3 protein-coding genes and 1 pseudogene are annotated in these 25,597 nt (G+C 73.4%); all 4 read left to right on the top strand.

Going from position 1 to position 25,597, the window contains the following annotated elements; translation table 11 throughout:
• Positions 1–180: 180 nt before the first annotated feature.
• Positions 181–3,714: pseudogene (locus tag ABTZ99_RS26090) on the top strand (type I polyketide synthase); the annotation flags it as partial.
• A complete protein-coding gene (locus tag ABTZ99_RS26085; RefSeq protein WP_499614837.1) occupies positions 3,691–8,490 on the top strand; it encodes a type I polyketide synthase in 4,800 nt (1,599 codons plus the stop codon). The pseudogene ABTZ99_RS26090 and the gene ABTZ99_RS26085, both read left to right, overlap by 24 nt.
• Positions 8,491–8,518: 28 nt before the next feature.
• Positions 8,519–13,135, top strand: a complete 4,617-nt coding sequence (locus ABTZ99_RS26080; RefSeq protein ID WP_499614835.1) for a type I polyketide synthase — start codon at positions 8,519–8,521, stop codon at positions 13,133–13,135.
• 32 nt (positions 13,136–13,167) lie between these two features.
• The gene (locus ABTZ99_RS26075; protein ID WP_499614779.1) at positions 13,168–25,563 is read left to right on the top strand and encodes an SDR family NAD(P)-dependent oxidoreductase; all 12,396 of its coding nucleotides are present in this window, start codon (positions 13,168–13,170) and stop codon (positions 25,561–25,563) included.
• Positions 25,564–25,597 lie beyond the last annotated feature (34 nt).

The raw sequence follows: 25,597 nt of genomic DNA, 5'->3' as shown, positions 1-25,597 counted from the left end.
GCCCGACCCGCCCGCGCGGTCCGCGCCGACCCCGATCCGCCGGCGCGGACCGCGCCGCGTGAATAAGAGCCGCGCGGGACGACTAAGGGTTGTGGTCAGGGGGTGGGGAAAACGTAGCGTCGGTCGACGTTGGGGCGAAAGCTGACCAGGGGAGTGCCTGCGGTGGGCGACGACGAAAAGCTTCTCGGCTATCTCAGAAGGGCCACCCAGGACTTGCGGGAGGCGCGTCGGCGCATAACCGAACTGGAGAATTCCGGTTCGACTTCGACCGAGCCCATTGCCGTGGTGGCGATGGCGTGCCGCTATCCGGGCGGGGTGGCCTCGCCCGAGGACCTGTGGCGGCTGGTCGACGACGGCGCGGACGCCATCACGGAGTTCCCCGGCGACCGCGGCTGGGACGTGGACGGGATCTACGACCCCGAGCCGGGCCGGCCGGGCAAGTCCTACGCCCGCACGGGCGGCTTCCTGCACGACGTCGCCGGGTTCGACCCCGCGTTCTTCGGGATCAGCCCCAACGAGGCGCTCTACATGGATCCCCAGCAGCGGCTGCTGCTGGAGGTGTCGTGGGAGGCGTTCGAGCGGGCGGGCCTCGACCCCAGGTCCCTCAAGGGCAGCCCGACCGGCGTCTTCACCGGGATGATGTACCACGACTACCCGGAGGCCCACAGCAACGGTTCGGTCGCCTCCGGCCGGGTGTCGTACGTGTTCGGCTTCGAAGGGCCGTGCGTCACCGTGGACACGGCCTGCTCGTCGTCCCTGGTGGCGGTGCACCTGGCCGTGCAGTCGCTGCGGACGGGCGAGAGCTCGCTCGCGCTGGCGGGCGGCGTCGCCGTGATGGCCACGACCGACACGTTCGTGGAGTTCAGCAAGCAGCGCGCGTTGTCGCCGGACGGCCGGTGCCGGTCGTTCGCCGCCGCGGCCGACGGCACCGGGTGGGGCGAGGGCGCGGGCGTGGTGCTGCTGGAGCGCCTGTCCGACGCCCGGCGCAACGGCCACCGGGTGCTCGCGGTGATCCGCGGCAGCGCCACCAACCAGGACGGCGCGAGCAGCGGCCTCACCGCGCCGAACGGCCCGTCGCAGCAGCGGTTGATCCGCCGCGCCCTCAAGGACGCGGGACTGGGGCCCGCCGACGTGGACGCGGTCGAGGCGCACGGCACCGGCACCCGGCTCGGCGACCCGATCGAGGCGCAGGCGCTGCTGGCCACCTACGGGCAGGACCGGCCGGCGGACCGACCGCTGTGGCTGGGCTCGCTCAAGTCGAACATCGGGCACACCCAGTCGGCCGCCGCGGTCGGCGGGATCATCAAGATGGTCATGGCGCTGCGGCACGGCGTGCTGCCGAAGACGCTGCACGTGGACGAGCCGACGCCGAACGTGGACTGGGCGGCGGGTGACGTCCGGCTGCTCACCGAGGCCCGCGAGTGGCCCGCGTCCGACCGGCCGCGCCGGGCCGGTGTCTCGTCGTTCGGGGTGAGCGGCACCAACGCGCACGTGATCCTGGAAGAGGCGGAGCCGCAGGACGTGCCGCCGGTCGAGGACGGCGCGGGCGTCGGTGTGACGCCGTGGCCGCTGTCCACGCGCACCGCGGAGGCGTTGCCCGGTCAGGCGGCGCGGCTGCTGGCGGCCGTGCGCGACCTCCCGGTGGGTGCGGTGGGGCGTTCGCTGGCGACGACCCGTGCCGCGTTGGAGCACCGGGCCGTGGTGCTGGGCGCGGACCGTCCGCAGTTGGTGGCGGGGCTGGACGCGCTGGCCGCCGGTCGTCCCGCGGCCGGCGGTCCGGTGGTCGTGAGCGGTGTGGCGCACGAAGAGCCGGGTGTCGTCTTCGTGTTCCCCGGGCAGGGTTCGCAGTGGGCGGGCATGGCGGTGGAGCTGCTGGACACCGCGCCGGTGTTCGCCGACAGCCTGACCCGGTGCGCCGAAGCGCTCGAACCGTTCGTGGACTGGCGGTTGACCGACGTGCTGCGCGGTGCGCCCGGCGCGCCGTCGCTGGAGGCCGTGGACGTCGTGCAGCCCGCGTTGTGGGCGGTGATGGTGTCGCTCGCGGCGTTGTGGCGCTCGTGCGGCGTGGAGCCGGCCGCGGTGGTCGGTCACTCGCAGGGCGAGATCGCGGCGGCGTGCGTGGCCGGCGCACTGTCCCTTGAGGACGGTGCACGGGTGGTCGCGCTGCGCAGCGCCGTCATCGCCGGTGAGCTGGCGGGCAAGGGCGGCATGATGTCCGTGCCGCTGCCGCGTGCGCGCGCGCAGGAGTGGGTGGACCGCTGGGACGGGCGGTTGTCGCTCGCCGCGGTCAACGGCCCGGGTTCGGTGGTGGTGTGCGGCGAGTCCGCCGCGTTGGACGAGATGTTCGCCGAGCTGGCCGAGGCGGGGGTCGAGGGCCGCCGCATCCCGGTGGACTACGCCTCGCACTCGCACTACGTCGAGGCGGTCGAGGGCCGGTTGCTGGACGTGCTCGCGCCGGTCCGGCCGCGATCGTCCACAGTGGCCTTCTACTCGACGGTGACGGGCGGGAAGCTCGACGACACGGCGGTGCTGGACGCGCGCTACTGGTACGCGAACCTGCGTCGGACGGTCGGTTTCGAGCAGGCGACCCGCGCGTTGCTGGAGGACGGCTACGGCCTGTTCGTGGAGTGCAGCCCGCACCCGGTGCTCCAGGTCGGTCTGCAGGAGACCGTGGAGGACTCGGGCGAGCCGGCGGTGACGGTCGGTTCGCTGCGCCGCGACCACGGTGGCCTGGACCGGTTCGCGCTGTCGTTGGCGACGGCGTACGTGCACGGCGCGCCCGTCGACTGGACCGGGTTCCACCCCGGCTCGGGGACGGTGGAGCTGCCGACGTACGCGTTCCACCGGGACCGGTTCTGGCTGGAGCCGGTGGCGACGGAGGCCGACCTGCCCGCCGTGGGCCAGGACCGGGTGGACCACCCGCTGCTCGGCGCGGCGGTCGAGCTGCCGGACGGCGGCGGGCACGTGTTCACCGGCCGGTTGTCGGTGCGGACGCACCCGTGGCTGGCCGATCACGACGCGTTGGGCGCGGTGCTGCTGCCGGGCACGGCGCTCCTGGAGATGGCGATCCGGGCTGGTGACCACGTCGGGTGCGACCTGCTGGCCGAGCTGACGTTGCAGGAGCCGTTGGTGCTGCCGGCCGACGGGGACGTGCGGGTGCAGCTGGTCGTCGGGGTGGCCGACGAGTACGGGGCGCGGTCGGTCGCCGTGCACTCGCGGCGGGAGGGTGACGACGCGTGGGTGTGCAACGCGGTCGGCGCGCTCGCGGAGTCCGCGGCCCGCGCGCCTTCGATGGACCTGGCCTCCGAGTGGCCGCCTGCCGGTGCGACCGAGGTGGACGTGACCGGGGCTTACGAGGCTCTGCTGGCTCGTGGGTATGCCTACGGGCCGGTGTTCCAGGGGTTGCGGGCCGTGTGGGTGCGGGGCGAGGAGGTGTTCGCCGAGGCCGTGCTGCCGGAGCGGGCGCGGGGTGACGCGGACCGGTTCGGGCTGCACCCGGCGGTGCTGGACGCGGCCCTGCACGCGGCGCTGGTGACGGCGGACGAGGGCGGCGCGACGGCGCTGCCGTTCGCGTGGACCGGGGTGACGTTGCACGCGACCGGCGCCACCGCGCTGCGGGTGCGGTTGGCGGGGTCCGGGGTGGAGGTGGCGGACTCGGCCGGGCGGCCCGTGCTGTCGGTGGACGAGCTGGTGATCCGGGAGGTGTCGGCCGAGCAGGTGAACGCGCGGTCGGGCCGGCGGGACACGCCTTATCGGGTGGAGTGGACGCCGCTCGCCGCGGTTGCCGGTGGGGTGGACGGTGCGTGGCTGGAGGTCGACGGCTGGTGGGAGGACGGTCTCGCCGCCTTCGAGGGTGATGAGGTGCCCGAGGTCGTCGTGTGGCGGGTGCCCGAGCCGGCCGGTGACGGGCTGGTCGGTGTCGCGCCGGCTGCTGGCGCGGCGGTCGGGCCTGCCGGTGGTGGGGCTGGGGTGCCCGGCGCCGTGCACGAGGTGGTGCAGCGGACTGTTCGGGTGTTGCGGGAGTGGGTGGGTGAGCCTCGGTTGGCGTCCTCCCGTCTCGTCGTCGTCACCGGTGACGCGACCGGGTTGGGCGTGGCGCCCGTGTGGGGCGCGGTGCGGGCGGCGCAGGCGGAGAACCCCGCGGCGTTCGTGCTCGTGGAGACCGACGGGCTCGCGGAGTCGGAGGCGGTGCTCGCCGCGGCTATAGCCAGTGGGGAGCCCGAGGTCGCGGTGCGGGAAGGCGTCCTGGCCACGCCCCGGTTGGTGGCGGTTGAAGGCGGTGGTGACGCGCCGGGGTTCGACCCCGAGGGCACCGTGCTGATCACGGGCGGCACGACGGGGCTCGGCGCGCGGGTCGCCCGCCGGCTCGTGGCCGGGCACGGCGTGCGGCACCTCCTGCTGGCCGGCCGGCGCGGTCCGGACACGCCCGGCGTCGACGCGTTGGTGGCCGAGCTGACGGAGGCGGGCGCCCACGTCTCGGTGGCCCGGTGCGACTTCGCCGACCGTGACGCGGTCGCGGCACTGGTGGGCTCGGTGCCGGCGGCGCACCCGCTGACGGCGGTCGTCCACGCGGCCGGCGTGCTCGACGACGGTGTGCTCGCGGCCCAGACGCCGGACCGGGTGGAGCGGGTGCTGCGGCCCAAGGTCGACGCCGCGTGGCACCTGCACGAGGTGACCGCGGGACTCGACCTGGCGGCGTTCGTCCTGTTCTCCTCGCTCGCCGCGACGCTCGGCGGCCCCGGCCAGGCCAACTACGCCGCGGCGAACGCGTTCCTGGACGCCCTGGCGGCCCATCGGCACGCCGCAGGGCTGGCCGCCTCGTCGTTCGCCTGGGGTCTGTGGACCGGGACGGGCATGGGCGAGTCGCTCGCCGACGCGGACGTGCGGCGGCTGGCGGAACTCGGCCTGCCGCCGCTGGACGTGGACGCGGGACTGGCGTTGTTCGACGCGGCGCTGCGGACCGACGAGGCGCACGTCGCGCTGATGCGGGTGGACCGCGCCGCACTGCGGGCACGGGCCGTCCGGCACGAGGCGCCGCCGATGCTGCGCGACCTGGCCCGGGTGCCCGTCCGGCAGAGCGTGGGCGAGACCTCCGCCGCCGAACGGCTGGCCGCGCTCGGCGACGAGGAACGCGCCCGCGTGCTGCTCGGCGAGGTGCGCGCCGCCGCGGCCGAGGTGCTCGGTCACGACGGCGCGGCGTCGGTCGACCCGGACCGGGTGTTCCGCGACCTCGGGTTCGACTCCCTCTCGTCGCTGAACCTGCGCAACCGGCTCAACGCGGTGACCGGGCTGCGGCTGCCCGCCACGCTGGTGTTCGACCACCCGACGTGCCGGGCCGTGGCCGCCTACCTCGACGAGCTGCTCGGCGCACGGGTGGCGGCCCGCGCGGAGGTCGTGGAACGGCGGGTGGACGACGACCCGATCGCGATCGTCGCGATGGCCTGCCGGCTGCCCGGTGGCGTGGCGTCGCCGGAGGACCTGTGGCGGGTGGTGGCGGACGGCGTCGACGTGATCTCCGACCTGCCCGCCAACCGCGGGTGGGACCTCGACGGCGGGTTCGACGCCCAACCGGGCGTGCCCGGCAAGCACTACGCCCGCGCCGGCGGGTACCTGCACGACGCGGGGCGGTTCGACGCCGGGTTCTTCGGCATCAGCCCGGCGGAGGCGCTGACCATGGACCCGCAGGAGCGCCTGCTGCTGGAGGTGTCGTGGGAGGCGTTCGAACGCGCGGGCATCGACCCGTTGTCGTTGCGCGGCAGCGACACCGCCGTGTTCGCGGGCGTCATGTACCACGACTACCCGCTCAACAGCGCCTCGGGCGCGATCGCGTCCGGCCGGATCGCCTACACCTACGGCTTCGAGGGCCCGGCGGTCACCATCGACACGGCGTGCTCGTCGTCGCTGGTGGCGCTGCACCTGGCCGTGCAGGCGCTGCGGGCCGGTGAGTGCTCGTTGGCGCTGGCGGGCGGTGCGACCGTGATGGCGACGACGGAGACGTTGGTCGACTTCAGCATGCAGGGCGGCCTGTCCGCCGACGGCCGGTGCCGCTCCTACGGCGCGGGCGCGGACGGCACCGGGTTCTCCGAGGGCGTCGGGCTGCTGCTGGTGGAGCGCTTGTCGGACGCGCGGCGCAACGGGCACCCGGTGCTGGCGGTGGTGCGCGGGTCGGCGGTCAACCAGGACGGCGCGTCCAACGGGTTGACCGCGCCGAGCGGCCCGTCGCAGGAACGGGTGATCCGGCGCGCGCTGGCGAGTGCCGGTCTGTCCACTTCGGACGTGGATGTGGTCGAGGGCCACGGCACGGGCACCTCGCTGGGTGACCCGATCGAGGCGCAGGCGTTGCTCGCCACCTACGGCCAGGGCCGCACCGGAGACCCGCTGTGGCTGGGGTCGGTCAAGTCGAACCTCGGGCACACCCAGGCCGCGGCCGGCGTCACCGGGGTGATCAAGGCCGTGGAGGCGATGCGGCGCGGTGTGGTGCCGCCGACCCTGCACGCGGACGAGCCGTCGACGCAGGTGGACTGGTCGGCGGGCGCGGTGCGGCCGGTCACCGGGGCGGTCGAGTGGCCCGCGGTGGCGCGCCCGCGCCGTGCCGCCGTGTCGTCGTTCGGGATCAGCGGCACCAACGCCCACGTGATCCTCGAAGCCGTGCCGCCGGCGGACGTCGAACGACCCGAGGTCGAGCCGCGGGTGGTGCCGTGGTTGCTGTCGGGCCGGACCGAAGAGGCGCTGACCGCCCAGGCGGCGGCGTTGCTGGCGGCGGACCCGCGCGGCGGTGCGGCGGACGTGGGGTTGTCGCTCGCGACCACCCGCACCGCGCTGGAGCACCGGGCGGTGATCGTCGCGGCGGACCGCGCCGAGGCGGAGGCCGCGGTGTCGGTGCTGGCCGGCGGGCCCGGGGTGCCGCCGGTGGTGGAGCGGGCACGTCGGGACGCGCGCACCGCGTTCGTGTTCACGGGCCAGGGTTCGCAGCGGCCGGGCATGGGACGCGAGCTGTACGGGGTGTACCCGGTGTTCGCCGCCGCGCTGGACGAGGTGCTGGCCGGGTTCGACCCGGTGTTGCGGGACGTGATGTGGGGCGAGGACGCGGCGCGGTTGGACCGCACGGAGTTCACGCAGCCCGCGTTGTTCGCCTTCGAGGTCGCGCTCCACCGCTTGCTGGAGTCCTGGGGCGTGCGGCCCGACTTCCTGGCCGGGCACTCGATCGGCGAGGTCGCCGCCGCCCACGTGGCCGGCGTGCTGTCGTTGCCGGACGCGTGCCGGTTGGTTTCGGCGCGGGCGAGCCTGATGCAGGCGCTGCCCGAGGGCGGGGCCATGGTGGCGATCCAGGCCGCCGAGGCCGACGTGCTGCCGTTGCTGTCCGAGGGCGTGGGCATCGCCGCGGTCAACGGGCCGGACTCGGTGGTGATCTCGGGCGTCGAGGCCGACGTGGTGCTGGTCGCGTCGAAGTTCGAGCGGGTGAAGCGGCTCTCGGTGTCGCACGCGTTCCACTCGGTGCTGATGGACCCGATGCTGGACGACTTCCGCGCGGTCGCGACGGGTCTGACCTACCGGGAGCCGACCATCCCGATCGCGACGAGCGGTGACGTGACCGACCCGGAGCACTGGGTGCGGCACGTCCGCGACGCGGTCCGGTTCCACGACTCGGTGCGGCACCTCCTGGGCGAAGGCGTGACCACGGCGCTCGAACTGGGGCCGGACGCGGTCCTGTCGAGCACGGGCCCGGACGTGTTCGTGCCGACGCTGCGGCGCGGCCACGGCGAGGAGCACCGGCTCGTCACCGCGCTCGCCACGGCCCACGCGCGCGGCACGGCGGTCGACTGGCGGGCGTTCTTCGCGCCCACCGGCGCCGTGGTCGTGGGCCTGCCCACCTACGCCTTCCAGCGCGACGAGTACTGGCTGGTCGGGGCGGACTCCTCGGCCGTGGCTCGGCTCGCCGCGGAGCACCCGTTGCTCGCGGGCGCGGGCGAGGACACCGAAGGGCTCACCGCGCGGCTGGCGCCGCTGTCCGAAGTGGACCGGCACCGGGTGCTGCTCGACCTGGTGCGCGCCCACGTGGCCGCCGTGCTCGGGCACGCCACCGTGGCGCCGGTCGAGCCGGGACGACCGTTGCAGGAGCTGGGTTTCGACTCCATGGCGGCGGTGGCACTGCGCCGCCGGCTCGGCGCGGCGACAGGGCTTGAGCTGCCGGTGACGCTGGCGTTCGACCACCCGACGTGCGAGGCCCTCGCCCGCTACCTCGAGGTCGAGGTCCGGGCGGAGGACGGCGGCGCGGCGGGCGCGGTGCTCGGCGAGGTCGAGCGGTTGGAGGCGGCGCTGGCCGCGGCCGGGCCCCTCGACGGTGACGCCGACCTGGTGACCGCGCGGCTGGAGGCGGTGCTGCGCCGGTGGCGCGACCTGCAGGGCGGTGTCGAGACCGAGGACGCCGACTACGAGGCGGCCACCGACGAGGAGCTGTTCGCGGCTCTGGACCGCGAGTTCGGCGCGTAGTCCGCACGGAGATTGGGTGAATGAGGCGATGGGCGACGACGACAGGCTCCGGGACTACCTCCAGCGCGCGACGACCGAGCTGCGGCAGGCGAAGCGGCAGCTGCGCGAGGTGGACGAGCGACGGCACGAGCCGATCGCGATCGTCGCCGCGAGCTGCCGCTTCCCGGGCGGGGTGCGCACGCCGGAGCAGTTGTGGGAGCTGGTGGAGGGCGGGGTCGACGCGATCTCGCCGTTCCCGACCGACCGCGGTTGGGACGCCGACGCGCTGTACCACCCGGAGCCCGCGACGCCGGGCCGCACCTACGTGACCCGGGGCGGGTTCCTGCACGACGCGGCGGAGTTCGACGCGGACTTCTTCCGCATCAGCCCCCGGGACGCGCGGGACACCGACCCGCAGCAGCGGCTGCTGCTGGAGACCGCGTGGGAGGCGGTCGAACGGGCCGGCATCGACGCCACCGCGTTGCGCGGCACGGCGACCGGCGTGTTCACCGGCGTCGTCTACCACGACTACGCCATCGGCGCCGGTCCCGGCGGCCTGGCCAGCGTCGCCTCGGGCCGGTTGGCCTACTTCCTGGACCTGGTCGGCCCGGCCGTCACGGTCGACACGGCGTGCTCGTCGTCCCTGGTCGCCCTGCACTGGGCGGTCCAGGCGCTGCGCTCCGGCGAGTGCTCGATGGCTTTGGTGGGCGGTGCGACCGTGATGCCCGGCCCGGAGTCGTTCGTCGGCTTCAGCCAGGACAACGGGCTGGCGCCGGACGGTCGGTGCAAGTCGTTCGCCGACGCCGCCGACGGCACCGCCTGGGGCGAGGGCGTGGGCGTGCTGCTGCTGGAACGGCTGTCGCAGGCCCGCCGCGAGGGGCACCCGGTGCTCGCCGTCGTGCGCGGCACCGCGATCAACTCCGACGGCGCGAGCAACGGGCTCACCGCGCCCAACGGCCCGGCCCAGCAACGCCTCATCCGCGCCGCGCTCGCCGACGCGCAGGTGCCCGCCGACCAGGTGGACCTCGTCGAGGCGCACGGCACCGGCACGACGTTGGGCGACCCGATCGAGGCCGTGGCGCTGCTGGAGACCTACGGCCGGGGTCGGCCCGCGGACCGGCCGCTGTGGCTGGGGTCGATCAAGTCGAACGTCGGGCACACCCAGGCCGCCGCGGGTGTCGGCGGCGTGATCAAGGTGGTGGAGGCGATCCGGCGCGGCGTGCTGCCGCGCACCCTGCACGTGGACGCGCCCTCGTCCAATGTGGACTGGTCGCGCGGCGCGGTGCGGCTGCTCACCGACCAGGCGCCGTGGCCGGACCACGGCTACCCGCGGCGCGCGGGCGTGTCCGCGTTCGGGCTCAGCGGCACCAACGCCCACGTGATCATCGAGGAGCCGCCCGCCGAGGAGCCGGCCGCGGACCGGGCCGACCGGGCGCCGGGCGCGGTGCCGCTGCTGCTGTCGGCCCGCACGGCGGCGGCGCTGCCCGCGCAGGCCGCGGCGTTGCGCGACCACGTGCTGCGCGACCCGGCGGTGGACGTGGCCGACCTGGCGTTCTCCCTCGCGACCACGCGGGCCGCGCTGGACCACCGGGCCGCGGTGGTGGCCGAGGACGTGCCGGGGCTCCTGCGCGGCCTGACCGCGTTGGCCGAGGGCTCCGCCGCACCCGCCGGGGTGTCGACGGCCCACGCCAGGTCCGGTGGCCGCACGGCGTTCCTGTTCACCGGCCAGGGCGCGCAGCGGCTGGGCATGGGGCGCGGGCTGCACGCCGCGTTCCCGGTGTTCGCCGCCGCCCTGGACGAGGTGCTGGCCGAGCTCGACCCCGTGCTGCGGGACGTGGTGTGGGGCGAGGACGCGGGGCGGCTCGACCGCACCGAGTTCGCCCAGCCGGCGCTGTTCGCGTTCCAGGTGGCGTTGTTCCGGCTGGTCGAGTCGTGGGGCGTGCGGCCGGACCTGCTCGCGGGCCACTCGGTGGGCGAGCTGGCCGCCGCCCACGTGAGCGGTGTGCTGTCGCTGCGTGACGCGGCGGCGCTGGTCACCGCACGCGGCCGGCTCATGCAGGCGCTGCCGAGCACCGGCGCGATGCTCGCGGTGGAGGCGACCGAGGACGAGGTCGTGCCGCTGCTGGACGGCCGCGTCGACGTGGCCGCGGTCAACGGACCGACCGCGGTGGTCGTCTCCGGCGAGGAGGAGGCGGTCGACGCCGTCGACGCCCACTTCACCGCGCTCGGCCGCCGGACCAGGCGGCTGCGCGTGTCGCACGCGTTCCACTCGCCGCTGATGGAGCCGGTGCTCGCCGACTTCGCCGAGGTCGCCCGCGGCCTGGACTACCGGGCGCCGTCGATCCCGATCGTCTCCACCGTCACCGGGGAACCGGTCGGCGCGCGGGACCTGGCGGCCGACTACTGGGTGCGGCACGTCCGTGACGCGGTCCGCTTCCGCGACGGCGTCCGCCGGCTGCACGCCGAGGGCGTCACGACTTTCCTGGAGCTGGGGCCCGCTGCCGTGTTGTCCGCGATGGGGCCTGACTGCGTCGAGGACGGCGACGCGGTGTTCCTGCCGACCGTGCGGGCCGACGGGGCGGAGCGGCACGACGTGTTCGCCGCGCTGGCCCACGCCCACGGGCTCGGCGTCACCGTCGACTGGGCCGGCGTGTTCGCGGGGTGGGACGTGCGCCGCGTCGACCTGCCCACCTACGCCTTCCAGCGCCGCCGCTACTGGCGGGACGTGCCCGTGCCCGCGGTGGACCCGGCGGACGCCCTGCGCTACCGCGTCGAGTGGCAGCCCGTGACGCCGCCGTCCGCGCGGCTCGACGGCACCTGGCTGGTCGCCCACCCCGCCGGGGACGACCCGCGCCTCGACGCGGTGCTCGCCGGGCTCGCCGACGCCGGCGCCCTGGTGCTGCCGGTCGAGGTGAGCGGCGCCGACCGGGCCGGACTGGCGACCGCGCTGGCCGCCGCGCCCGAACCCGACGGCGTGCTGTCGCTGCTGGCGTTCGACCGCACCGAGGAGCGTGCCGTGCTGTCCCGCGGCCTCGTGGACAACGTCGTGCTCGCCCAAGCGCTCGGCGACGCCGGCATCACCGCGCCGCTGTGGTGCGCGACCGCCGGCGCGGTCGCCGTCGGGACCGGGGAGCCGGTCGACGCGCGGCAGAGCGCGACGTGGGGCCTGGGCATCGGCCTCGCCCTGGAGCAGCCGACCACCTGGGGTGGCCTGGTCGACCTCCCGCCGCACGTGGACGCGCAGGTCGTCGAGCGGCTGGGCGCGGTGCTGGCCGACGATCGCGGCGAGCACGAGGTGGCGATCCGACCGGGCGGCGTCTTCGCGCGCCGCCTCGTCCGCGGGTCCGGCGGCACGCCCGACGAACCGTGGCGCGCCCGCGGCACCGTGCTCGTCACCGGCGGCACCGGCGGCCTGGGCGCCCACGTGGCGCGGTGGCTCGCCGACCACGGCGCCGAGCACGTCGTGCTCACCAGCCGCCGCGGCCGGGCCGCCGACGGCGCGGCCAACCTGGAAGCCGACCTCGTCGCGCGCGGCGTCGAGGTGACGATCGCCGCGTGCGACGTGACCGACCGCGAGGCCGTGCGCGGGTTGCTCGCCGGACTGCCCGGCCTGACCGCCGTGGTCCACGCCGCCGGCGCGTCCCAACCGCTGGCCCCGCTCACCGAGCTGGACGCGGCCGGGTTCGCCCGGGTCGGCGCGGCGAAGATCGCCGGCGCCGCGCACCTCGACGCCCTGCTGGCCGACCGGCCGCTGGACGCGTTCGTGCTGTTCTCCTCCGGGTCGGCGGTGTGGGGCAGCGCGGCGCAGGCCGCCTACTGCAGCGCCAACGCCTACCTGGACGGCCTGGCCGCCGACCGCCGGGCGCGCGGCCTCACCGCCACCGCCGTCGGCTGGGGCTCCTGGGACGGCGGCATGGTGGACGACGAGATCGCCGCGACCATGCGGCGGATCGGCGCGCCGGCGATGGCGCCCGGCCTCGCCCTGCGGGCGTTGCGGCGGGTGCTGGAGACCGGCGACGCGGCGCCGGTCGTGGCCGACTTCGACTGGGCCCGCTTCACCTCCGTCTACACCTCCGCCCGACCGAGGCCATTGCTGGCCGCCCTACCCGAGGCCGCGGCCGTCCTCGCCGACTCGTCGCCCGAGCAGGGTGAACCCGCGCTGGCCGCCCGCCTGGCCGCCCTGCCCGCCGCCGAACGGGCGGGCGCCGTGCTCGGCGCGGTGCGCGAGCAGGTCGCCGCGATCCTCGGTCACGACGACCCGACCGAGGTGGACCAGGCGCGCACGTTCACCGACCTGGGGTTCGACTCGGTCGCCGCGGTCGACCTCCGGGCGCGGCTGAACGCGGTCACCGGCCGCAGCCTGCCCAGCACCCTGGTCTTCGACCACGTCACCCCCGCCGCGCTCGCCGACCACCTGCACTCGGTGCTCGGTGACGGCGAGGCGGAGCCGCCGTCCGCGCTCACCGAGCTGGAACGGCTGGAACGGGCCGCCGCCGGCCTGTCCGCCGCCGAGATCACCCGCCTGGGCCTGGTGGCGCGCCTCCAGGCGCTGGCGGGCCGGCTCGGCGAGGTCGGCGGGTCCGCGGCCGACGTCGAGGACCGCCTCCGCGCCGCGTCGGCCGACGACCTCTTCACCTTCATCGACACCGAGCTCGGAATCTCCTGACCCCGGGCAGGGGCACGAAATCAAAGGACGCCGTGAACACGATGGCTAACGACGACAAGCTCCTGGAGTACCTCAAGCGCGTCACCGCCGACCTGCACCAGACCAAGCGGAGGTTGCGGGAAGTCGAGAGCGCGGAGCCGGAGCCGATCGCGATCGTGGCCATGGCCTGCCGCTATCCCGGTGGCGTGTCCTCGCCCGAGGACCTGTGGCGGCTCGTCGACGACGGCGTCGACGCCCTCACGCCGTTCCCGGCCGACCGCGGCTGGGACCTGGGCGAGCTGGTGGGCGGCACCGCGGACGGCACCGGCGCGAGCTACGTCCACGTCGGCGGTTTCGTGCCCGACGCGGGCCACTTCGACCCCGGCTTCTTCGGCATGAGCCCGCGCGAGGCCCTCGTCACCGACCCCCAGCAGCGGCTCATGCTGCACGCGTCGTGGGAGGCGTTCGAACGGGCCGGCATCAACCCGGAGGAGGTGCGCGGCGCGCCGGTCGGCGTGTTCGTCGGCTCCGGGTTGCAGGACTACTCGGCGCTGCTCGACGGCTCACCGGAACTCGCCGAGGCTTACCTGGGCACGGCCAGCGTCGGCGCGGTGATCTCCGGCCGGGTCGCCTACGCGCTCGGCCTGGAAGGGCCCGCCGTCACGGTGGACACCGCGTGCTCGTCGTCGCTGGTCGCGATGCACGTGGCGAGCCAGGCGCTGCGGTCCGGCGAGTGCTCGATGGCGCTCGCGGGCGGCGTGATGGTGATGTCGACGCCCGGCGCGTTCGTCGCGTTCAGCAAGCAGGGCGGCCTGTCGCGCGACGGCCGGTGCAAGTCGTTCGCGGGCGCGGCCGACGGCACCGGCTGGGGCGAGGGCGTCGGCGTGCTGCTGCTGGAGAAGCTGTCCGACGCGCGGCGCAACGGTCACCCGGTGCTGGCCGTGCTGCGGGGCACGGCGGTGAACCAGGACGGCGCGTCCAACGGCCTGACCGCCCCGAACGGTCCGTCCCAGCGCCAGGTGATCCGGCAGGCCCTGGCCAACGCCCGGCTGTCCGCCGCGGACGTCGACGTGGTCGAGGGCCACGGCACCGGCACGACGTTGGGCGACCCGATCGAGGCCCAGGCGTTGCTGGAGACGTACGGGCGTGACCGGGACGCGCCGTTGTGGTTGGGGTCGATCAAGTCGAACATCGGTCACACGCAGGCCGCCGCCGGTGTCGCCGGTGTGATCAAGATGGTCGAGGCGATCCGGCACGGCGTGATGCCGCGGACCCTGCACGTGGACGAGCCGTCGCCGCACGTGGACTGGTCCGCCGGCGACGTGCGGTTGTTGACCGAGGCCAGGGAGTGGGTTGCCGAGGGTCGGCCGCGTCGGGCCGGTGTGTCGTCGTTCGGGATCAGCGGCACGAACGCGCACGTGATCATCGAGCAGGCGCCGGAGGAGGAGGCCGGGCTCGCGACGGCAGAGCTGCCGGTCGTGCCGCTGCTGGTGTCGGGGAACGACGCGGCGTCGCTCGCCGCGCAGGCCGAGCGGCTTCGCGCGTGGTGGTCGGCCAACCCCGCCGCTCGACCGACGGATGTCGCGTTCTCGCTGGCCACGGGCCGTGCGCCGTTGACGCACCGGGCGGTGGTGGTCGGTCGGGACCGGGACGAGTTGGTGCGCGGTCTGGCGGAGGTCGTGCCGGTGGTGGCGCGGGCTGGTGGTGGGACGGCGTTCTTGTTCACGGGTCAGGGTTCGCAGCGGTTGGGGATGGGCCGTGGGTTGGCGGCGGCGTTTCCGGTGTTCGCGCGGGTGTTCGACGAGGTGTTGGCCGGGTTCGACCCGGTGTTGCGGGAGGTGGTGTGGGGCGAGGACGCAGAGCGGCTGGAGCGGACCGAGTTCACGCAGCCTGCGCTGTTCGCCTTTGAGGTGGCGTTGTTCCGCCTGTTGGAGTCGTGGGGTGTGCGGCCGGATCGGGTGGCTGGGCATTCGATCGGTGAGATCGCGGCGGCTCACGTTGCCGGGGTGTTGTCGCTGTCGGACGCGTGTCGGTTGGTGTCGGCGCGGGCGAGTCTGATGCAGGCGTTGCCCGAGGGCGGCGCGATGGTGGCGATCAAGGCTGCAGAGGCCGAGGTGGTGCCGTTGTTGACCGGCGGTGTGGGCGTCGCGGCGGTGAACGGCGCGGACTCGGTCGTGGTTTCCGGGGTCGAGGCCGAGGTGTTGGCGGTTGCGGCTCGGTTTGAGCGGGCGAAGCGGTTGGCGGTCTCGCACGCGTTCCACTCGGTGTTGATGGACCCGATGTTGGACGACTTCCGCGTGGTGGTGCGGGAGTTGGGCTTCCGGGAGCCGACTATCCCGATCGCTACGGCCGGTGATGTGACGGATCCGGAGTACTGGGTTCGGCACGTCCGGGACGCGGTGCGGTTCCACGACTCCGTGACGCAGTTGCAGGGCGCAGGTGTCACGAGGTTCGTCGAGGTCGGGCCCGATGGCGTGCTGAGCGCGCTGGTCGAGGGCGCGATCGCGGTGCAGCGCAAGGGACGCGACGAAGCGGTCACGCTGGTGGCGGGCCTGGGCCGGTTCCACGGCACGGGCGGCGCGGTCGACTGGCGGGCGTTCTTCGACGGCCGCGGCACGCGGGTCGACCTGCCGACCTACGCGTTCCAGAGCGAGCGGTACTGGCTCGACGTGAAGCCGGGCTTCGGCGACCTCTCCTCGGCGGGCCTCGACCCGGCTGACCACCCGTTGCTGGGCGCGGTCGTCGTCCTCGCGGACTCCGACGGCGTGGTGCTGACCGGGCGGCTGTCCGCTTCGGCGCAGCCGTGGTTGGCCGATCACGTCGTCGGCGGCTCGATCGTGTTCCCCGGCACGGGTTTCGTGGAGTTGGCGATCCGGGCGGGTGACCAGGTCGGTTGCGGTGTGGTCGAGGAGTTGACGCTCACCGCGCCGCTGGTGCTGCCCGAACGCGGCGGCGCGCAGGTGCGGGTCGTGGTCGGCGCGGTGGGGGAGTCCGCGAGCCGTTCGGTGGACGTGTACGCGCGCCCGCAGGACGCTCCCGCCGACGTGCGGTGGACCCACCACGCCACCGGTCTCCTGCGTGCCGGGGCTGTCGGTGACGGCGAGTCGTTGAGCGAGTGGCCTCCGGTCGGCGCGGAACCCGTGGCCGTGGACGGGGCGTACCCGCACTTCACCGAGGCGGGCCTGGAGTACGGGCCGGTGTTCCAGGGGTTGCGGTCGGCGTGGCGGCTGGGTGACGACGTGTTCGCCGAGGTCGCGCTGCCGGACGGGGTGGACGGCGGGTCGTTCGGGCTGCACCCGGCGTTGCTGGACGCGTGCCTGCACGTCGGGTCGTTCACCGGGTTGTTCGGTGAGCGCGCGGTGCTGCCGTTCTCGTGGTCCGGGGTGTCGTTGTTCGCGGCCGGGGCGTCGCGGGTGCGGGTGCGGTTGTCGCCGGTGGGCGAGGGCGCGGTGGCGCTGGCCGTGGCGGACGCCGGTGGCGCTCCGGTCGCGTCGGTGGCGTCGCTGGTGCTGCGGCCGGTCGACGTGAAGCAGGTCGGGGCCGCCGCGGCCGGGACGTTCGAGTCGTTGTTCCGGGTGGAGTGGTCCCCGGTGTCGGCGTCTCCGGTGTCGGCGGACGTCGTGGTGTTGGAGGCCGGCGCACCCGGTGCCGGCCCTGCCGGCGTGCGGGCTGAGGTGTCGCGGGTCCTGGGTGAGGTGCAGGACTGGTTGGCGCGGGGTGATGGCTCGTCGTTGGTCGTGGTGACGCGGGGTGCGGTCGCGTTCGGTGAGGTCACGGATCTTGCCGGTGCCGCGGTGTGGGGTCTGGTGCGGTCGGCGCAGTCGGAGAACCCGGGTCGGATCGTCCTGGTGGACACCGACGCCGAGGTGGACCCGGCCGTGGTGCTCGGTGCCGGTGAGCCGCAGCTGGTGGTGCGTGACGGGGCGTTGTTCGGGGCCAGGTTGGCGCGGGTGACCGAGTCCGGGTCCGAGGCGCGGTTCTCGGGTCGGGTGTTGGTGACGGGTGCGACGGGTTCGCTCGGTCGGTTGGTGGCTCGGCACTTGGTCGCCGCGCATGGTGTGACCGACTTGGTGTTGACGAGTCGGCGTGGGATGGATGCGCCGGGTGCTCGTGAGCTGGTGGCCGAGTTGGCTGGGGCTGGCGCCGAGGTCGAGTTGGTGGCCTGCGACGTGGCTGATCGGGAGGCGTTGGCCGGGTTGTTGGCCGGGCGCCCCGTCGATGGTGTGGTGCATGTCGCCGGTGTGTTGGACGACGGTGTGATCGCGTCGTTGACGCCTGGGCGGGTTGACGGGGTGTTGCGTCCGAAGGTGGATGCGGCGTGGAACCTGCATGAGTTGGTCGGCGATGTGTCGGCGTTTGTGTTGTTCTCGTCGGCGTCTGGGGTGTTGGGTGCGCCGGGTCAGGGGAATTACGCGGCGGCGAACGCGTATCTGGACGCGTTGGCGGCGTATCGGCGGGCGAACGGGATGGCGGCGCAGTCACTGGCCTGGGGCTTGTGGGCGGCCGAGGACGCCGGGATGTCCGGCCGGCTGACGGACGCCGACCGCTCCCGGGTGGTCGGTGCCGGTGTGTTGCCGCTGGCCGCCGAACAAGGGCTCGCGCTCCTCGACGCCGCGATCGGCACGGGTGAGGCCGCGGTGATCCCCGCGTCGTTCGACCTGGGCGCGATCCGGGCGCGTGGCGAGCTGATGCCCGAGCTGTTCCGCGGCTTGGTGAAGGTGGCGCGGCGGCGTCGTGCCGGCACCGGGAGCGAGCCCGCCCAGTTGCGCCGGGTGCTCGCCGCGCTGCCCGAGGACGAGTGGGAGGCCGCGCTCCTCGACCTGGTGCTGAACCAGGTCGTGTCCGTGCTCGGGTTCACCTCCGCGGCGGCGGTCGACCCGGAGCGGGCGTTCAACGACCTGGGCTTCGACTCGTTGTCGGCGGTGGAGTTCCGCAACGGCCTGAGCACCGCGGTCGGCGTGCGGCTGCCCGCGACCCTGGTGTTCGACCACCCCACGCCGCAAGCGCTTGCGCGTCACCTGGTGGCCGAGGTGTCCGGTCTCGGTGACGACGCGGCGGCGGTCGCGACCACGACCGTCACCGACGAGCCGATCGCCATCGTCGGGATGGCCTGCCGCTACCCCGGTGGCGTGTCCTCGCCCGAGGACCTGTGGCGGCTGGTGGCCGACGGCGTGGACGCGGTGTCGCCGTTCCCGACCAACCGGGGCTGGGACGTCGACAAGCTGTACGACCCGACGGGCGAGCGGCCCAACACCAGCTACACCCGTGAAGGCGGGTTCCTGCACGACGCCGACGAGTTCGACCCGGCGTTCTTCGGGATCAGCCCCAACGAAGCCGTGATCATGGACCCGCAGCAGCGGTTGCTGCTGGAGGCGTCGTGGGAGGCGTTCGAGCGGGCGGGGATCGACCCGGTGTCGTTGCGGGGCAGTGACACCGGTGTGTTCGCCGGGATGATGTACCACGACTACGCGGCCAACAGCAGCACCGGCGCCATCGCGTCCGGGCGGGTGTCGTACGTGTTCGGGCTCGAAGGCCCGGCGGTCACGGTGGACACGGCGTGCTCGTCGTCGTTGGTGGCGTTGCACTTGGCGAGCCAGGCGCTGCGATCGGGCGAGTGCTCGCTGGCGCTCGTCGGTGGGGTGGCCGTGATGGCGACGCCCGAGGTGTTCGTGGAGTTCAGCCGTCAGCGCGGGTTGTCGCCGGACGGTCGGTGCCGGTCGTTCGCGGCCACCAACAACGGGACGTCCTGGGGCGAAGGCGTCGGCATGCTGCTGGTGGAGCGGCTGTCGGACGCCCGCCGCAACGGTCACCCGGTGCTGGCCGTGGTCCGCGGCACCGCGGTGAACCAGGACGGCGCGTCCAACGGCCTGACCGCACCGAACGGTCCGTCTCAGCGTCGGGTGATCCGGCAGGCGTTGGCGAATGCCGGTCTGACGGCCGCTGATGTGGATGCGGTGGAGGCGCACGGCACGGGTACGACGTTGGGTGATCCGATCGAGGCTCAGGCGTTGTTGGAGACGTATGGGCGTGATCGTGAGGTGCCGTTGTGGTTGGGGTCGATTAAGTCGAACATCGGTCACACGCAGGCGGCTGCGGGTGTTGCCGGGATCATCAAGATGGTCATGGCGATGCGGCACGGTGTGATGCCGCCGACCTTGCACGTTGACGAGCCGTCTCCGCACGTGGACTGGTCGGCGGGGAACGTGCAGTTGTTGACCGAGGCTCGGGAGTGGGCTGCCGAGGGTCGGCCGCGTCGGGCCGGCATCTCCTCGTTCGGGATCAGCGGCACGAACGCGCACGTGATCGTCGAAGGCGTGGCTGCTGAGTCGGTCGACGAGAGCGATGCGGGCCTGCCGGTGGTGCCTTGGGTGTTGACCGGTCGTTCGGCCGAGGCGGTGCGTGCTCAGGCTGTGCGGTTGGCATCCGTGGACGCTGACGTTCGGCCGGTGGATGTCGCGGTGTCGTTGGCTGGTCGTTCGGTGTTCGAGCACCGGGCGGTGGTGGTCGGTCGGGACCGGGACGAGTTGGTGCGCGGCTTGGCGGATGTCGTGCCGGTGGTGGCGCGGGCTGGTGGTGAGACGGCGTTCTTGTTCACTGGTCAGGGTTCGCAGCGGTTGGGGATGGGCCGTGGGTTGGCGGCGGCGTTTCCGGTGTTCGCGCGGGTGTTCGACGAGGTGTTGGCCGGGTTCGACCCGGTGTTGCGGGAGGTGGTGTGGGGCGAGGACGCAGAGCGGCTGGAGCGGACCGAGTTCACGCAGCCTGCGCTGTTCGCGTTCGAGGTGGCGCTTTACCGGCTGTTGGAGTCGTGGGGTGTTCGGCCGGATCGGGTGGCGGGGCATTCGATCGGTGAGATCGCAGCGGCTCACGTTGCCGGGGTGCTGTCCTTGGCGGACGCCTGTCGCTTGGTGTCGGCGCGTGCGCGTTTGATGCAGGCGTTGCCCGAAGGTGGGGCGATGGTGGCGATCAAGGCTGCCGAAGCTGAGGTGCTGCCGTTGTTGACATCCGGAGTGGGGATCGCGGCGGTCAACGGGCCGGATTCGGTCGTGGTTTCGGGTGTCGAGGCCGAGGTGCTGGCGGTGGCCGCGAGGTTCGAGCGGTCGAAGCGGCTGTCGGTGTCGCACGCGTTCCACTCGGTGTTGATGGACCCGATGTTGGACGACTTCCGCGCCGTGGTGCGGGAGTTGAGCTTCCAGGCACCGAGCATCCCGATCGCCACGGTCGGTGACGTGACGGATCCGGAGTACTGGGTTCGGCACGTGCGGGACGCGGTGCGGTTCCACGATGCCGTGACGCGGCTGCGTGACGAGGGCGTGGCGCGGTTTGTCGAGGTCGGGCCGGACGGTGTGTTGAGCGCGCTGGTCGATGGTGCGATTCCGTTGCAGCGCAAGGGGCAGGACGAAGCGCTGACGCTGGTCAAGCGGCTCGGCCAGTGGTACGCCACCGGTGGGTCGGTCGACTGGCCGTCGTTCTTCGGCGGTCGTGGGCGGCGGGTCGACCTGCCGACCTACGCGTTCCAGCGCGAGCGGTACTGGATCGACTCGCTCGACTACTGGCGTGAGGCGTGGGCGGGCGCGACCCTCGGTGCGGGCGACGTCGTGTCCGCCGGGTTGGACGTGCCGGAGCACCCGTTGCTCGGCGCGGTGGTGGTGGCGCCGGACACCGATGGCGCGGTGCTCACCGGCCGGTTGTCGGTGCGGGCTCAGCCGTGGCTGGCCGATCACGCGGTCGGTGGCGCGGTCGTCTTCCCCGGCACCGGGTTCGCGGAGTTGGCGATCCGGGCCGGTGACGAGGTCGGCTGCGGCGCGCTCGACGAGCTGGTGCTCACCGCGCCGCTCGTGCTGCCCGACGAGGACCGGGACCAGGGCGTTCAGCTGCGCGTGATCGCGGGCGCGCCCGACCGGACCGGTCGGCGCACGGTGACCGTCCACTCGCGCCCGGAGCGCGGGGACGACCTGCCCTGGGTGCTGCACGCGGAGGGCGTGTTGTCGTCGGGGACGTCGGTCGCGGGGTTCGACCTGCGGCAGTGGCCGCCGGCCGGCGCGGAGCCGCTGGACGTCGCCGGGCACTACGACGTGCTGGCCGAGGCGGGCCTGGAGTACGGGCCGGTGTTCCAGGGGTTGCGGTCGGCGTGGCGGCTGGGCGACGACGTGTGCGCCGAGGTGGCGCTGCCGGACGACGTCGACGGCTCGGCTTTCGGGGTGCACCCCGCTTTGCTGGACGCGTGCCTGCACGCTTCCTCGTTCACCGGGGCGTTGGGTGAGCAGGCCATGTTGCCGTTCACGTGGTCCGGCGTGTCGTTGTTCGCGGCCGGGGCGTCGCGGGTGCGGGTGCGGTTGTCGCCGCTGGGCGAGGGCGCGGTGGCGCTGGACGTCGCGGACGCCGACGGCAACCCGGTCGCGTCCGTGCGTGAACTGGCGCTGCGCCCGGTGTCGACCGGTCAGTCGGCTTCGTCGTCCGCGCAGTCGTTGTTCCGGGTGGAGTGGTCGCCGGTGTCGGGGACTCCCGTCTCGGCGGACGCTGTGGTGCTGGAGGCCGGTGCGCCGGGTGCGGACGCTGCGGGAGTGCGGGCAGAGGTGTCACGGGTGCTGGGGGAGATCCAGGACTGGCTGGCACTCGGTGGTGGCTCGTCGCTCGTCGTGGTGACGCGGGGTGCGGTGGCGTTCGGTGAGGTCACGGATCTGGCCGGTGCCGCGGTGTGGGGCTTGGTGCGCTCGGCTCAGTCGGAGAACCCCGACCGGATCGTTCTGGTGGACACCGACGCCGAACTCGACATGGCCGCTGTCCTCGGCACCGGTGAGCCGCAGGTCGTTGTGCGGGACGGCGTGATGCACGGCGCCCGGTTGGTTCGGGTGACCGAGTCCGGGCCTGAGGTGCGGTTCTCGGGTCGGGTGTTGGTGACGGGTGCGACGGGTTCGCTCGGTCGGTTGGTGGCCCGGCACCTCGTGACCTCGCATGGTGTGACTGACTTGGTGTTGACGAGTCGGCGCGGGATGGACGCGCCTGGGGCGTCCGAGTTGGTCGCGGAGTTGGCTGAGGCTGGGGCCGAGGTCGAGCTGGTGGCCTGTGACGTGGCCGATCGTGAGGCGTTGGCGGGGCTGTTGGCCGGGCGTCCGGTCGGTGGTGTGGTCCACGTTGCGGGTGTTCTGGACGATGGTGTGATCGGGTCGTTGACGCCTGGGCGGGTTGACGGGGTGTTGCGTCCGAAGGTGGACGCGGCGTGGAACCTGCATGAGTTGGTCGGTGATGTGTCGGCGTTTGTGTTGTTCTCGTCGGCGTCTGGGGTGTTGGGTGCGCCGGGTCAGGGGAATTACGCGGCGGCGAACGCGTATCTGGACGCGTTGGCGGCGTATCGGCGGACGAACGGATTGGCGGCGCACTCGCTGGCCTGGGGCCTGTGGGCCGACGAAGCGGGCATGGGCGGCGAGCTGAGCGAAGCCGACGTGCAGCGGATGCGGCGGTCCGGTGTGCTCGCGCTGTCGGCCGGCGAGGGGCTCGCGCTGCTCGACGCCTCGCTGGCACTCGACCTGCCTGCCTTGGTGCCGATCCACGTCGACATGTCCGGCGCGACCGCGACCGAGGTGCCCCACATGCTCCACGGGTTGCTGCGCCGCCCGGCACGGCGTGCGGCGGCGTCCGGTGGTTCGTCGGTGTGGCGTGAGCGGTTGGCGGGGTTGGCGCAGGAGCAGCGGCTCGCGGTGTTGGTGGAGCTGGTGCGGGCGCAGGCGGCTGCGACCTTGGGTCACGCGGGTCCGGAGGCGATCGATCCGGAGCAGGCGTTCAACGATCTCGGTTTCGACTCGTTGTCGGCGGTGGAGTTCCGCAACGGCCTGAGCACGGCGCTGGACATGCGGCTGTCGGCGACGCTCGCGTTCGACTACCCGACGCCGTTCGCGCTGGCCGAGCACTTGCTGGGCGAGGTCACCGGTGAGGGCGAGCGGGCGCGGGCGGTCGTGGCGACGACGTCGGTGACCGACGAGCCGATCGCGATCGTGGGCATGGCCTGCCGGTACCCCGGTGGTGTCAGCACGCCCGAGGACCTGTGGCGGCTCGTCGCGGACGGTGTCGACGCCATCGGCGAGTTCCCGACCGATCGCGGTTGGGACGTCGAGCGGCTGTTCGACCCGACCGGTCAGCGGCAGGACACCAGCTACACGCGTGAGGGCGGCTTCCTGTACAGGGCTGCGGAGTTCGACCCGGCGTTCTTCGGGATCAGCCCGAACGAGGCGTTGGTGATGGACCCGCAGCAGCGGTTGTTGCTGGAGACGTCCTGGGAGGCGTTCGAGCGGGCGGGGATCGATCCGGTTTCCCTGCGGGGCAGCGATACCGGCGTTTTCGCCGGGATGATGTACCACGACTACGAAGCGAACAACAACACCGGCGCGATGGCGTCCGGTCGCGTCGCTTACACCTTGGGGCTGGAAGGGCCTGCGGTGACGGTGGACACGGCGTGTTCGTCGTCGTTGGTGGCGTTGCACTTGGCGAGCCAGGCGCTGCGGTCGGGCGAGTGCTCGTTGGCCTTGGCGGGCGGCGTGACCGTCATGGCGACCGCGGACACGTTCGTGGAGTTCAGCCGTCAGCGCGGGCTGTCGCCGGACGGCCGGTGCCGGTCGTTCGCGGGTTCGGCGGACGGCACCGGGTGGGGTGAAGGCGTCGGGATGCTGCTGGTGGAGCGGTTGTCGGACGCGCGCCGCAACGGCCACCGGGTGTTGGCGGTCGTCCGTGGCACGGCGATCAACCAGGACGGCGCTTCGAACGGCTTCACGGCCCCCAATGGTCCGTCTCAGCGTCGAGTGATCCGGCAGGCCTTGGCGAACGCCGGTCTGACGGCCGCTGATGTGGATGCGGTGGAGGCGCACGGCACCGGCACGACGTTGGGTGATCCGATCGAGGCTCAGGCGTTGTTGGAGACGTACGGGCGTGACCGGGACGCGCCGCTGTGGTTGGGGTCGATCAAGTCGAACATCGGTCACACGCAGGCGGCTGCGGGTGTTGCCGGGATCATCAAGATGGTCATGGCGATGCGGCACGGCGTGATGCCGCCGACCTTGCACGTGGACGAGCCGTCGCCGCACGTGGACTGGTCGGCGGGGAACGTGCAGCTGTTGACGGAGGCTCGGGAGTGGCCGTCGAACGGGCATCCTCGTCGGGCCGGTATCTCGTCGTTCGGGATCAGCGGCACCAATGCGCACGTGATCATCGAGCAGGGGCGCGACGAGCGCCGGGAGCCCGTGGGCGACGACTTGCCGGTGGTGCCGTGGGTGTTGTCGGGTCGTTCGGCTGAGGCAGTGCGTGCTCAGGCTGTGCGGTTGGCTTCTGTGGACGCTGATGTCCGGCCGGTGGACGTCGGCTTGTCGTTGGCTGGTCGTTCGGTGTTCGAGCACCGGGCGGTGGTGGTCGGTCGGGATCGGGACGAGTTGGTGCGTGGTCTGGCGGATGTCGTGCCGGTGGTGGCGCGTTCCGGTGGTGGGACGGCGTTCTTGTTCACGGGGCAGGGTTCGCAGCGGCTCGGGATGGGTCGTGAGTTGTCGTTGGCGTTCCCGGTGTTCGCGGGTGCGTTCAGTGAGGTGTTGGCCGGGTTCGATCCGGTGTTGCGGGAGGTGGTGTGGGGTGAGGACGCTGAGCGTCTGAGCCGCACGGAGTTCACGCAGCCTGCGTTGTTCGCGTTTGAGGTTGCGCTTTACCGGTTGTTGGAGTCGTGGGGTGTTCGGCCGGACTTCTTGGCTGGTCATTCGATCGGTGAGATCGCGGCGGCTCACGTCGCGGGCGTGCTGTCGTTGCCTGATGCGTGTCGGTTGGTGTCGGCGCGGGCGAGTCTGATGCAGGCGTTGCCCGAGGGTGGCGCGATGGTGGCGGTCAAGGCTGCCGAGGCCGAGGTGCTGCCGTTGTTGACGGCCGGAGTGGGCATCGCGGCGGTCAACGGGCCGAATTCCGTTGTCGTATCGGGCGACGAGGTCGAGGTGTTGGCGGTCGCGGCCCGGTTCGAGCGGTCGAAGCGGCTTTCGGTGTCGCACGCGTTCCACTCGGTCCTCATGGACCCGATGCTGGATGACTTCCGGGCTGTGGTGGGGGAGTTGAGCTTCCGGGAGCCGAGGATCCCGATGATCACGTCAGGTGATGTGACCGACCCGGACTACTGGGTGCGGCACGTGCGCGAGGCGGTGCGCTTCCACGACGCCGTGACGCGGTTGCAGGACGCGGGCGTCAGCAGGTTCGTCGAGGTGGGGCCGGACGGTGTGCTCAGCGCACTGGTGGACGACGGCATCGCCTTGCAGCGCAGGGAACGTGATGAGGCCGTGACGCTGGTCGCGGCTGTCGGGCGGTTCTCCACGGCGGGTGGAACGGTCGATTGGCGGGCGTTCTTCAGCGGCCGTGGTCGGCAGGTCGACCTGCCCCACCACCCGGAACAGCGCCAGCCGGTCGTGCGTGGCGGGCCCCGGGGCCGCCGTTGACCCGGCGGCAAGGGGCAGCGGGCCGGGGAGCAAC

Source organism: Actinosynnema sp. NPDC002837 (genome assembly GCF_040295345.1).
In the GTDB taxonomy this organism is placed as follows: Bacteria; Actinomycetota; Actinomycetes; order Mycobacteriales; family Pseudonocardiaceae; genus Actinosynnema.
Note: the sequence above shows the minus strand (reverse complement) of the source record. Positions and strands in the feature narration are given on the sequence as shown.